The organism is Noviherbaspirillum soli (genome assembly GCF_015352955.1).
GTDB lineage: Bacteria > Pseudomonadota > Gammaproteobacteria > Burkholderiales > Burkholderiaceae_D > Noviherbaspirillum_A > Noviherbaspirillum_A soli.
The window spans coordinates 118,748-130,816 of the sequence record NZ_JACYOX010000011.1; the positions used below are offsets into that span (position 1 = coordinate 118,748).

12 protein-coding genes and 1 pseudogene are annotated in these 12,069 nt (G+C 54.3%); 4 read left to right on the forward strand and 9 right to left on the reverse strand.

Translation table 11 applies throughout. The annotated features are described in order from the left end of the window. Window positions 1–451: 451 nt before the first annotated feature. Window positions 452–1,126 carry a hypothetical protein gene (locus IGW04_RS10970; protein ID WP_194713113.1) on the reverse strand — a complete coding sequence of 225 codons (675 nt, stop codon included), beginning with the start codon at window positions 1,124–1,126 and terminating at the stop codon, window positions 452–454. 124 nt (window positions 1,127–1,250) lie between these two features. Further along, window positions 1,251–2,528, reverse strand: a complete 1,278-nt coding sequence (locus IGW04_RS10975) for a hypothetical protein (protein ID WP_194713114.1) — start codon at window positions 2,526–2,528, stop codon at window positions 1,251–1,253. 161 nt (window positions 2,529–2,689) lie between these two features. Between IGW04_RS10975 and IGW04_RS10980 the strand changes: the two genes are divergently transcribed. From IGW04_RS10980 to IGW04_RS10985, 3 genes and pseudogenes are all read left to right on the forward strand, one after another. Continuing rightward, window positions 2,690–2,977 carry a hypothetical protein gene (locus tag IGW04_RS10980; RefSeq protein WP_194713115.1) on the forward strand — a complete coding sequence of 96 codons (288 nt, stop codon included), beginning with the start codon at window positions 2,690–2,692 and terminating at the stop codon, window positions 2,975–2,977. Window positions 2,978–3,027: 50 nt separating this feature from the next. Beyond that, window positions 3,028–3,192 (forward strand): annotated as a pseudogene (locus tag IGW04_RS26215) (competence protein CoiA family protein); the annotation flags it as partial. Between the two features lie 72 nt (window positions 3,193–3,264). Beyond that, window positions 3,265–4,248 carry a hypothetical protein gene (locus IGW04_RS10985; protein WP_228527004.1) on the forward strand — a complete coding sequence of 328 codons (984 nt, stop codon included), beginning with the start codon at window positions 3,265–3,267 and terminating at the stop codon, window positions 4,246–4,248. Window positions 4,249–4,422: 174 nt separating this feature from the next. Here the strand turns inward: IGW04_RS10985 and IGW04_RS10990 are convergent, their stop codons facing one another. From IGW04_RS10990 to IGW04_RS11010, 5 genes are all read right to left on the reverse strand, one after another. Continuing rightward, the gene (locus IGW04_RS10990) at window positions 4,423–6,780 is read right to left on the reverse strand and encodes a DNA polymerase II (RefSeq protein ID WP_407672096.1); all 2,358 of its coding nucleotides are present in this window, start codon (window positions 6,778–6,780) and stop codon (window positions 4,423–4,425) included. A 210-nt stretch (window positions 6,781–6,990) separates the two neighbouring features. Continuing rightward, a complete protein-coding gene (locus IGW04_RS10995) occupies window positions 6,991–7,590 on the reverse strand; it encodes a hypothetical protein (RefSeq protein ID WP_194713118.1) in 600 nt (199 codons plus the stop codon). Next, entirely contained in the window at window positions 7,590–7,961 is a 372-nt protein-coding gene (locus tag IGW04_RS11000) for a hypothetical protein (RefSeq protein ID WP_194713119.1), read from the reverse strand. The genes IGW04_RS10995 and IGW04_RS11000 overlap by 1 nt, the downstream gene beginning before the upstream one ends. Window positions 7,962–8,059: 98 nt before the next feature. Then, window positions 8,060–8,437 (reverse strand): hypothetical protein, encoded by a 378-nt coding sequence (locus IGW04_RS11005; RefSeq protein WP_194713120.1) that lies wholly within the window; start codon window positions 8,435–8,437, stop codon window positions 8,060–8,062. 132 nt (window positions 8,438–8,569) lie between these two features. Further along, the gene (locus IGW04_RS11010) at window positions 8,570–9,157 is read right to left on the reverse strand and encodes a hypothetical protein (protein WP_194713121.1); all 588 of its coding nucleotides are present in this window, start codon (window positions 9,155–9,157) and stop codon (window positions 8,570–8,572) included. Window positions 9,158–9,427: 270 nt separating this feature from the next. Here IGW04_RS11010 and IGW04_RS11015 point away from each other — a divergent pair, with 270 nt between their 5' ends. Continuing rightward, window positions 9,428–10,405: a 5'-3' exonuclease H3TH domain-containing protein gene (locus IGW04_RS11015; protein ID WP_194713122.1), complete on the forward strand. Its 978-nt coding sequence runs from the start codon at window positions 9,428–9,430 to the stop codon at window positions 10,403–10,405. Between the two features lie 11 nt (window positions 10,406–10,416). Here the strand turns inward: IGW04_RS11015 and IGW04_RS11020 are convergent, their stop codons facing one another. Further along, complete coding sequence (locus IGW04_RS11020; protein WP_194713123.1) at window positions 10,417–11,112, reverse strand: SOS response-associated peptidase; 696 nt, start codon at window positions 11,110–11,112, stop codon at window positions 10,417–10,419. 151 nt (window positions 11,113–11,263) lie between these two features. Next, window positions 11,264–11,935 (reverse strand): hypothetical protein, encoded by a 672-nt coding sequence (locus IGW04_RS11025; RefSeq protein ID WP_194713124.1) that lies wholly within the window; start codon window positions 11,933–11,935, stop codon window positions 11,264–11,266. Between the last annotated feature and the right edge of the window lie 134 nt (window positions 11,936–12,069).

The window sequence follows — 12,069 nt, forward strand, 5'->3', positions numbered from 1 at the left end:
AGCCTTAAACAGTACCTTATGGCTGTATACCATTTACGATGTTTTAGGCGATGATTCACATGTGTTGATCGTTCTAGTTCGAGGCTTGCCCCTTGCCGCGTGATACTCGCAGCGGCCCTTTGTCTCACGACTCTGGGTGACCTTTCGGTCCGGGATACGTTACTGACAGGGCTTCTGACCGGGGATTACTCCCATAGCCAGCCCGTCTGGCCTACCGACAGCGGAATGTCGGGTTGAGTCTCATCCTTGGATGACCCCAACAGTTATTAAAATGACGTTATCACGTCACACCTTTACATATGGGTAATGGCCAACACGGGTTTGTATTCGTGGGATTCACACGCTTTGGTAAGAAAAATATTTTTGGTCATGAAAAAGCCCGGATCTTCGTAAAGAAGATTCCGGGCTGGTGGTTAAGGACAGGCAAAGCCTGATTAAGTGATGCGGCTGCTTATGCGGCGAGAAGCTCCAGGAAACCCTGCTGCTCCGCGCTCTGTGCTGGCGCTGGTGATTCGACGACTCGTTGAGGATGCGCTGCGATCAGCTCGTTGATATCGGTGCCCTCGATGTAGATCTTTTCGGTTGCCGTAAACAGCGAGTGTGTGGCCTCAATGACAAAGCACACGGCAAGCGAGCGCAAGGCGTAGAGCGTCTCGAGGGGGAACTTCTCCTGCCCCGTATGGTAATGAACCGTTCCTGTTTGGGGTTTGCCATTAGTCCACGAAGTAAGACGAATATCCGCCACCGCGATGGGTTCGCCTTTACGCGACACCGTGCAGCGTTCCACCTTGTAGTCAAACTCCTTGAGACGCCGCTTTGCAGTGGCATCGTCCAGCAGCTTGACCGTTCCGGCATCCCGGTCCAGCAAGTAGACTTCCCGGCGGTTGGCGTCATGCATGTCGATGGCATAGTCGACTTCCGCATTGACCCGTGGCGCCACTCCCAGCCGGCAGAGGTAAGTTCCGCTTTCCCGGACTATCCACATGAATTTCACCCCAGGCGCATCGTTCTGGCGGAGATATTCAAGGTCGTGGACATAGAGGTCGACTTTGTAGCTGGTGAGCAGTGGGTAGCCCGCGCGCTCGACGATCGCCTTCATTTGTTCAAACAGTTTTTCTGCGTGCATTTGATTCTCCTGAGGATTGATGAATCCAGGCGTTGCGTTCACCTGGCAGAAGGAGAATGAAAAACAGCGAAATAGAAGGTGTCAGACACGGCATACCAGAGCGCAATATTTTAAAAACGGCCTCTTAGTCTGTATTCCCTGGAATGGTCAGCGGATTCCGGAAGCTTGCATGCCAAAAAGGGCTTTCCTCCTTCAAGAAAAAGTATGTGCGTCCGCCAGAGTCGGTGCTTCCTTCGATGGCGGGAAGAAGGCCGGTTCGACTATTGAATACGACACCGACAATGTGTCCAGGCGCGCGATGGAGGAAGTTGCTAGCAGCTAGTCTCAATGACGTTGGTTGTCCGTCCGTGAGATTGTCGTGGTCGTGCAAGGACTGCAACTCAGTGGCATCTACGCCCTGCAACGCTACCCAGAACAAAGCACCTCGACCGCCAGTGAATTGGCGTGCGGCGGAATCGTCGAGAGTTGCGAATACCTGATTAAGGACGTCATCACTGACTGTGCTTTGCATCACGAATGCTAGCATGCCGCCTGCAGAAGTTTCGTAAAAGACTGCATCGCGATTTACTGTGCCGGTCACTGCATCAATGGCCTTCCTCCATTGCTCGCGGCTCTCATTTTTTGTTGTGTCGACCGAAACAGGATCGAAAGGCACTATGCGCACGTTCGTACCTCCACTCAAAGTCGCGCTACTCCCGGTGTTGATTTGAGCAATGACCTCTCTTGCGAGAACGGCTCTCTGCTCTGTCTCTCTGGGTAAGCGGTCAGGAACAGTCAGTACTACTACAAGCCCCGAGGACAGGTTGTTCGCGACGCTGGCCAAGTCCTTTTGCATCTCGCCCAAAAATTCCAGCGCATCTCGGCGATGAATGCGGCGGCCCTTGTCTTCGGAGATGGATTTGCATTCAATTTCAAGCCCATTAGGACCGAGATCCTCGACCAGGAGATCAAAAGTCCCTTCATTTTTCCGTCTGTGCAGTGCCACATGGTGCCCTCGACGGACGAAGTGAGTCGCTGCCTGCAGTTCCAAGAGAAGACCGTGCATGTTTTCAACGCTTCTGAACGCGGTTTGAACTCGTTTGACGAATGTTTTACCCTGACCGCCTATGCTCCGCTCTAGGACTTCGAGCACCTGTGCACCGAAGGCCAAAGCAGGAAAAATACCTGGATTATTGCAGGCGTCGTGTGGCACCTCTCCATACCGCGCCGCCAGTTTTCGCAGATGGTCCAACTGATATGCGATGGCGTACTCCGAACGCAGATAGTCACGGAGAAAAAAATTCGACCGTATCGCATCTTCCTGCCTCTCCACCGCACCTTGCCAGTTCGCTTCACCGATTGCTCTGGCGAGGCGCCGGTACATTCCAGGTGCTTCCTCGGTGCTCAACTCAATAGCCGGCATATTTCTTCTTTCCTACTGCCTTATGAAAATATCAAGAATACCAAATAGGTGTGCAATGGACCTTAACCGTCAGGACAAGCACATAGAGAAATTAGGCTACCCCAATTTCCCTATGTGCAACTAACTTGTAGAATTGCAGTATTGTAATTATGGAGCAGCACTTGAAGATATCGCTACCACCTCAGCCGCCATACGGCCGTGATGCACTTGGATGCTTCTGGGATGGCCTAGACATGAATGCCTCTAACAGCGAGCAATTTCATGCAGGCGTAATAATGCTTGATACACGCGATACTGCTATTCGAAAAGTGAATGAATACCGACTTAGGCAAGCGCAGATAAAAGCACAGCCGCCACAGGAGAGCGGAAATAAGAAGTTGATTAACTGGAAATTGCTACTCGCGATTATCGTCGTGGCATTCGTGTTGAAAAAGTTTTTCAATATCTGACTAAAATAACCGCGTGTTAGGGCTAATCTATTCATGTCACTGAGCAGGCTATGACGACTGTTCCCGTTACCTTTGCCCTCCGCGGAAAAGACTTGGTACACATCAACGATGTTCCTAATGGGCTAGGATGCGGTTGCGTCTGTCCGTCCTGCGGTGACCGGATGGTAGCAAAGCAGGGATTGATAACCATCCACCACTTTGCCCACGAAGGCGGTACCGATTGCGCAGGGGGGTTGCAGACGGCACTTCACCTTGCGGCGAAGGCTGTGTTGTCGAAGGAGTGCCGAATGGTCCTGCCGGACCTAACCTTGACGGCTACAGCGTACGATGCAAAGGGCGTAGCGCATACGGTATCTAAGACAGTGCTTCCCTCCCAATCTGTTGTGTTTGATGCTGTTACGGAAGAACAGCGGCTGGGCGACATTGTTCCGGACTTGATTTGCAAGATTGGCAAGCGCGCGCTCTTGGTGGAAATCGCGGTAACGCACTTTGTGGACGATATAAAGCGCGGAAAAATCCAAGCACTGGGTCTAGCATGCGTCGAAATTGACCTGTCCAGCATGATCGCTGCTTGGAACTGGGACACACTAAAACATGCTGTAGTTGAAAGCGTTACCCATAAGCTTTGGATTGAACATCCAAGGATCACTGATCTAAGTTCTGAACTACAGCGCCAGGCGCAGGACGAAGCCGCCATGTCAGATCAGAATGATTTGATCGCCAAGCGCCTGCATACACCTGAAGTACAGGCGACATTACAGAGGCTGGCAGAATTCAAAGAATTTGAGAAGTCCCCTGAGTTTCAGCAGGAGCGCTACGCGTTTAATAAAGCAGGGCCAGAACACAAGCTATGGCTTTCGGCAGCTAACATGATGAAGCTTGATTGGAGTAATCCACCCAACTATCTTGACATCGAAGTCCCAGGCGAAAGCATCTTTCTGGTCCCGCGGAAGGTATGGCAAGCGGGTTTGTATGCACTCATTTTGTCCCAAGCGAAAAATGGCAGTAATTCATTCTACTCACGAATTGTTTCTTTAAAGTGCCGCCTTATATTTCCTATCAGGACTGGATTTGAATTACCACGAGAACACATGGAGCTTGTATCGGAGAGCGAGAAACAGGCTCTTCCCAATATCCATACGCCTATCGTAGCCTATTTAGATGCTCTCGCAGATCTTGGCTATCTAAAGTCTGAATCGACCGACTTTAGCAAAACCTTCTTTTTACAGGACGGAGCACCACACTGGAAAGGTCGGCGATCTGGCGTCTAACCACTTTCCAGGAGCGAAATACGTTTGTGCCTGGAGTCAGTACCGGTACTGCGAATCGCAGCGCGATCTACAACGTGATTGGTCCTGAGCACTTGCTCCAACGGTTACGTTACGACTGTGCTCGAAGGAAGCTTAGACGAAGGAAATTACGTTGAGCGGATTTGCAAAGTCGAATCAAAACAAGCTCTGTTGGCGGCTAGTCAATAAGGCAAAGTGATCGCCGAGAAACGGCAATATGGCATCCGCAACTGGCTGTAACTGGCGCGTCAGATAATGCTCATAGTCGATTGGCGAGCGCCGGGTTTCCAGAGGCTCTGGACCGGCCGTCGTCATCACATAGCGTATCCATCCACGGTTCTGATATTGCTGAGGACGTCCTTGTTTCCGGTTGAACTCATCCGCGATACGCGCGGCGCGGACATGTGGCGGGACGTTTTGCTGATATTCCTCCAAAGGTCGACGCAGACGCTTCCGATACACCAGCAGCGCATCGAGATCGCCCTTGAAGGTGCGGGCGACATAGTCCCGTATGTAGTCGCGATAGGGCTCTCCCTTGAATATGCGCAGATACAAATCCTGCTGAAATTGTTGTGCCAAGGGCGTCCAGTCGGTGCGAGCCGATTCCAATCCCTTGAAGACCAGTTCTTCCCTGCCATCGGGATTGATGATTAGGCCAGCGTAACGTTTCTTGCTGCCTTCTTCGGAACCGCGAATGGTCGGCATTAGAAAGCGCTGGTAGTGGACATCGACCTCCAGCTCAAGAGCGCTATCCAACCCAAATTCCTGCCGCAGGTGGTTTCTCCACCACTCGTTGACATGGTCCACCAGCCTGTTCCCTATTTCGACTGCCTGTGCCTCTGTATGAGCGACCTTCAACCAGACAAAGGTGGAATCGGTGTCGCCGTAGATGACCTGGTATTCCTCATGTTCCTCTATCAGTTCCCGCGTGCGGTGCATGATTTCATGGCCGCGCATCGTGATCGAGGACGTCAGGCGGGAATCGAAAAAGCGACACCCCGGTGTGCCGAGTACACCATAGAACGCATTCATGATGATTTTCAGGGCCGCCGAAAGCGGTTGGTTGCCTTCTCGCTTGGCTGCCTCGCGTCCTTGCCACACATGATTGACGATCGCCGGCAGGCAGTGCTTGTCCCGCGAGAACCGGGCGCCTCGAAACCCCGGCACAGTCGCACTGTCATCGGTATTGGCGAGGCCTTCAACCAGCCCGACCGGATCGATCAGAAAGGTGCGGATAATGGAGGGGTACAGGCTCTTGTAATCCAGAACCAGCACCGAATCGTACAGGCCGGGCCGGGAATCCATGACAAAGCCGCCTGGACTGCCCTCCCCCTGCACATCGCCCAAGTTGGGCGCGACATAGCCTTGGCGGTGCATCATTGGCATATACAGATGCTCGAACGCGGCCACGGAGCCACCGCTGCGGTCGATGCCCAGCCCGGTCAAGCTTGCGCGCTCGAGCAAAAAATTCATCAGGTCGGTTTTGGCAAAGATCCGCGTCACCAGTTCGCAATCCTTGAGGTTGTAGCGCGCAAGGGCGGGCTTGTCCTCGACAAAGCGTCGCTCGATCTCCGCCATGCGCTGGTAAGGATTGTCGATCGCCTTGCCTTCTTCCAGCAGCGTTTGCGCGACATGCTCCAGACTGAAAGATGCAAAGTGCCAGGATGCCGATCTGAGGGCTTCAATGCCGTCAATGATGACGCGACCCGCGACCGCGGCAAAAAAATGCTCCTTGCTGCCATGCTCGCGCCATTCAATCAAGCTTCCATCCCGTCCGAGGCGCAATGGCACGCGGTGGAGGTCCGCCTGCTGCTGCAGGACACGGAAGTCAAACTGCACTACGTTCCACCCGATAATCACGTCCGGATCGTGCCGCTCCATCCACCGACACAACTGTTCAAGCAGCTCCGCACGGCTTTCGCAGTATTCCAGCGTGAAGTCGAGCTGGTCCTCACCGCCGTTGAAAGGGCCAAGCATGTACACCTGACGCTGGCCACAACCCTCAAGGGCGATGGAATACAGGTCGCCTTGCGCACTGGTCTCGATATCCAGCGACACGGCTCTCAGGCGTGGACGGTATCCAGGTGCAGGCCTCAGATGACTGTCGATGAACTTCCCTTTGCCTGGGCCCGGCTGTCCAAGGATGCGAACAGGCGCGGTAATGAAGCGTTCCATGAGGTAACGCTCCGGGGGGCGCACGTCGGCTTCGTAGACATCGATGCCACTCTGACGCAGCCGCTTTTCCAGCTTCATCAGTTGCTGGTATAGGCTGCAATACAAGCCCACCACAGGTCGCCGGCGAAAATCGCTCAGTGCGAGCGGACGGAACTCGACCGAACGTTCGCCGCGCAAGAATTCCTCTGCTTTCTCGCGTTGCTCGGCCGGAATGAATGCCACGGACGGCTGCGGCGCCAGGCGCACATGGCGCGGCCCCTCATCGGTCGCGAGCCAAAAGTCGACTTCCGTGCCAGCGGCCGTGTCGCGCCAGTGGCGGGTCAACACGAAACCCTGCATTTGTTCACTCAACCTGCAACCTCAACTCCTCCCATCACGCTGTCCAATGACCCCTCATCTGGTGCACGCTATTAAATCACACCCTGGCCAGCCGAATGCCACTGTCCAGAAGTGGGAAATAGGAGCGCCGCGGCCAAAAAAAACCGCGATCCGACAGAAAAAATTCTGCTGGATCGCGGCGGGTGCCCGGTGAGCTGGGCGGGTTAGGTTTCAATCGGTTGCTGGAAGAGCGGGTAATCCGTTTGCCAGAGACTTCTGGAACTTGTCGATGAAGTAGTGGCGTTGCGACTCCGGCAGCTTTTCCAGCAAGGCTTTCGCCTGGCTGGACATGGCCTCGATCATATCGTTGAAGGATGACAGCCCAGAAAGGGCCAGCATGTTTCGCAAGTACGCATCGAACGGTTTCAGAAACAACGCCTGTTCAACCGGAACAAAGTAAGCCACGCCAACAAAATGGCTTACCGGACCGGGGTCGGCAATCTTGCTGATCGCGTCGCGCAGGATCGGCATGTCATGAAAAAGGAAATAGACAACGCCGCCTGCCTTCATGCTGACCTTCCAGCATCGATGGTGTTCGTTTCCGCACTTGTCATCATGGTTGAAGCCTTTGGCGGCTGCCACGAATTCCGTGGCCACCGACACCAAACTGCTGTTCATGAAGTCCTCAGCGTTGATCGTCTGCTCGGGATCGGCTGTCAGCAAGAAACCGTGGATCCCCGGCCAGGCTGCCATCGGCGGACTGCTCTTGATGTCCGCCTTCTGGGCAGTGCTTTCCTCAAACAGGCGTGAAATATCTGCTGCAATCATCATCAAAACTCCAGAATTGTGACGGTTGTGGGTGGTGGGGAAAACAACTGTGCTTCGCCTTGCGGCTGTACCAGCTTGTCCCATTGGGTGAGGAAGGGATCGGTGACCAGATCCTTGATGTCATCGAACGAGCCGTTGGCAATCAGGTCCTTCAATGCCTGCGCCGGGTCATCCTGGCCAAGCAACTCAGTGACGATTTGCAAAGGACATTCGTGGATTGGTACGGTCATAAGCACCGGAGCGCCATCCTTGCGGACATACAGCAGCTGCGTATCGATCACAACTGCCAGATACTCCAGTTGCTTGTTCTTGCGGAGGCGCCAGACGACGACATTGTCGTCGGTGCCGACATAGACTTTCGGGCTTTGCATCATGTGGAATTTTTCCGTTAGGGGGTGTAATACTGGAATGCGCCACACCGAAACGGAAAAAGAAAAGCCACCCTTCAAGGAAAGGGTGGCTTGATTGAGGATTACTGGACCTTTGTCACAGTCCAATTTTGCGGTAGCTTGAGCGATACGCATTCCACGCAAAAATAGCCCTGGTTTGGAATCGCTGCAAAGTTGATCTTTGTATTGAGTTCCTTGACGTGAAGCTCGATCAATTTGGATCCCGCCAGGTTACCGATCTTGGTGAGGACACCATCCTCTTTCATCGTAACGTGGTATTTGACACCGTCCGGATGATCCGGCGGCAGTGCCAGGACCGTCATGACACCCTCCTTGCCATCAAGCTGCACCGTCGATCCGGCTCCGCGCTGGCCGGACTTCGCCTCCATTGCGAACTTATCGTCGGAACACCCCGTGAGCAGGCCCATCACCATCATCACCGCCACTAACATCTTTTTCATATTGCTCTCCATTGGTTTGCGGCGAGGCACCATTGCTTCGCCTGACCCATCTATATGCGCCACATGAGAACAGACGCGGAAAAGGAAAAGGGGTCCCGACCCTCAGGTCGGAACCCCTCAATCCACCAGCCCTCAGCCCAGCGCTACAGCGATCGCGCGGTCCAGCGCCACCCCTGCCCGCTCGGCCATCTTCTTGACCTGAAGGGATGCGCCACTGCGATCCGACTTCAAGGCCTTCTCAGCCAACACCAGCAATGCCTCTGAAGGCAAAAATTCATACGTCCTGCCCTTCAGATCCTCGTACTGAACGGCCAAATCCTCACCTGCTACCCTGCTCCCTCCTACAAGCCCTTCAAACACCTCCGGCAAGTCGGTCAGGACATACTCAAAAAAACTGAGATATGCCTTGATCCGCTCGCGGCTCCCACCCTGTGAGGCATGGAACAGGGCGGTATCGACGGCCTCGACCTCTGTAAAAAGGTCTTCTTCCGAAGAGACGCCGACCTGGTCCAACAGCCTGCCGGTACTTGTGTCAAGAACACAAGAAATTGAGAGATCACCGCCATCCTCCGAGTAGCGAAAATCAGCCAGAAGGCCCATCTTCGCTTCGAACGGAGTCGCTCCGCAAACAGTGCCCTTGTAGGAATCACCGTTCGGACGGAAGCCGACGACTGTGAGGTTTTGGTTAGCTTGGGAAGTTTGAATCATCTGAATCGACATATCGATCTCCTGAAATATGAAAAATTGGTTGAAGTGACAAAGACACTTGCGAGGTCCTTACAGGTAGGAAATGGGTGACATCGATTTGTAAGATGAAGAAAAAACTTCGAAAAAGAGCTTAAAAAACAGCAGGTTATAATACGTGCAGATTTACTTTGAGCGTTACAGGTTATAAAATTAGCGCTTTGGGGTGGTCGGGCCGGGCTGTAAAAAGGCGGACTTGCCGGACCATCCGACGATTTGAGCACCCCGTATAAGGACGACCCAAGGATGGATATCCTCCTCGTTGACTGCTATTCCATTGCCTATGCATCCCATTTTTCAGCGCCTATGCGGGCCCAGAATGGCGACGAAGTCCAGGCGATCTACGTCACCATCCGCACTTTGGCCAAACGCGTGAGGGAAAACCCGACATTCGTGCCGGTCCTGCTGTGGGATGGCCATGCGAAATGGCGCTATGACCTGTATGCGGACTACAAGAGCGGCCGCAAGAAAGGCGAGGCGTCGCTCGCGGCCCGCGCGTCGGTGAATCAGCAGATGCCTTACCTGCGCATCATGCTGGCCAAGTTGGGGCTCATGCAGCTGCACGACCCGAACGCCGAGGCGGACGATATAGGTCACCAGCTGGGCAAGCAGCTCGTTGCCAACGGCCATACCGTGAAGTTCCTCACCGGCGACCATGACTGGCTGCAAAATCTCCAGCCGGGGGCGTCCTGGCTCGATCACCGCACTGATACCCATATCTGCACCCCCGAGGAGATGGAGGCGGCAGTGGGCGCGCGAAACGCCCGTGACTTCGTCCAGATCAAGGCCATGGTCGGCGACACCTCCGACTCGATTGAAGGGGTCGCGAAAATCGGCGAAAAGACCGCGCCGAAGATTCTGGCCGACTTCGGCAGCGTGGAAGACTTCTTTGCCAAAGTCGACGCCGGCGAGTTCGAGCCGCGGCTGGTCGCGCACAAAAACCTGGCAAGCGAGGAAGGTCGGGCTACCTACCGGCGCAACCTGCGGCTGATGGATTTGTCGCTGGCACCGGTTCTCTCTGCGGAGAGCATCATTACTTCACGGGAGGAGCCGGACCATCCGACCTTCCTCGACTGGTGCGAGAATTTCCAGTTCAAATACTTCCTGCAGAATCCATCCCGGCTGACCGGCCCGTTTGATGAAATCATTCGCCGCGCCGACTACACTGCCCTGCTCCAGGCAATCCACCAGCTAGGCGAAGTAGAAGATGAGGAAAATTATTGAGCGATTCAGGCTTAGAACAAGTCGCCTGTCGTTGGTGCTGCTTGCCGAGCACCTTCCTTCTTGCTCCTCGATGCCTTCGGTTCTGGTCTCGCCGCCATGAGGTCGGCTGGAAAAAGCCGAAGAAAGGAGCGTGCTTCTTCCGGGTTCCGACAAGTAAGCCAGGCATCGTAATCCTCAGGCGGAACAATCACCAGCGACCGCTTTTCGTCATCGATTCGATGCATCTTGTTCATCAGAGGATGTTCATCGGCATTCACGGTGAGCTGGGTGAAGGAGAAGGATAGCTGACCATCGGCTTCTTCCCACTGGCGATACAGACCCGCTACTGCAAATGGCGACTTGTCGGCCATATCGATACGGTAGCGAATATGCTCTCCCGTCTCCCAATTGGGCTCATAAAACGCGTCCATTGGCACCAGACAAAAATCGCAGCGCTTCCATGCTCCAGAATAGCTTCGCAGCTGGCCAACGGTTTCCGAACGGGCGTTCATTGTCGAAAATCGTTTGACGCCTGGCGGCATATGCTGCTTTGGCACCATGCCATAGGAACCGACAAGAGACTCGCGCCCTCCTTGCCCATCGTGTCTGATCAGTGGCGCCAGATAATCCTGGTAGGCCTCGTCGGGCCAGGCAGCATCAGTCGAGACAGGGGCGTGAAACGTCTCCACAAGCGTCTTTCTCGAAACCGGCAAGTAATTCACGCACATTCCAACCTCACTCCAGACAGTAGCCTAACATGGCAAGATTTTGCTATTTTGACACCTTGAGTGTTCGCATGGGGGAGTGCACGGGTTGATTATCCAAAGAAAAACCCACCTCGCAAGGAAGTGGGCTTGGTCTAACGGTTACGTCGCATTCTCAGAATACGATGCTGCATGGCGAGGAGCCAACTTTGGCTGGCGCCGTTTCCTTTGAGTAGTACTCGACTCGGCCCCGAACATAGATGCGATTCGCATAGATGGTGGCCTGTTCTGCAAACCGGATGGGGCGGTTTTCACTATCGCAAAAGAGCCGTACACGTTTTGGATTGAAGCTGATTTCAAGCCCCGAAAAATCCGGAGCGGCATCCATGAAGGCGCCATCCACCGATGCAAGCGGAAACTTGCTCACAGCACCGGATGCCACATCTTCCCGTCCCTTCTGCGACACATTAAAGTATGCGTTTTCCAGCGTTACCGCCTTCTGGTATGCGATTGCCGCTCCGTTGTAGAGGCCTCGGTTCCGCTTATAGCCGTCTGATCGATTCCCGGCATGAACGGTCTGGACAGGCACCCCTTTGCTCTTGATGAGATTCAGGTTGAGGCGAATCCCCACGATGTCCCCCAGCGCCGGCCCGAGGCCCTTGCTCATGATGCGCTTGCTTGTTGCGTCAGAGTCCAGCGCTTCTTCGACGACGTCGTCAGGCACCATGATGATGGTTCGCTGCTGGTACAGGGGGTGCGTTGAGGCTTCCATGATGGCCGGTCGATCCGTATCGATTCGCTCTCCGGTGAAGATGGAGAAAAGGTCGAAGTTTTGCTGAAGGTTCAAATTGTCGGTAAGCGCTCAATTTCCCGCACGTGTGTGTTCTCCATTGCCTCGGACGAGTCGTCGCGCATCGCGACGACTCCGTACAACGATCGGCGGTGTCCTGGGAGCTCTGGTCAGTAGCGCGGGTGCAATCA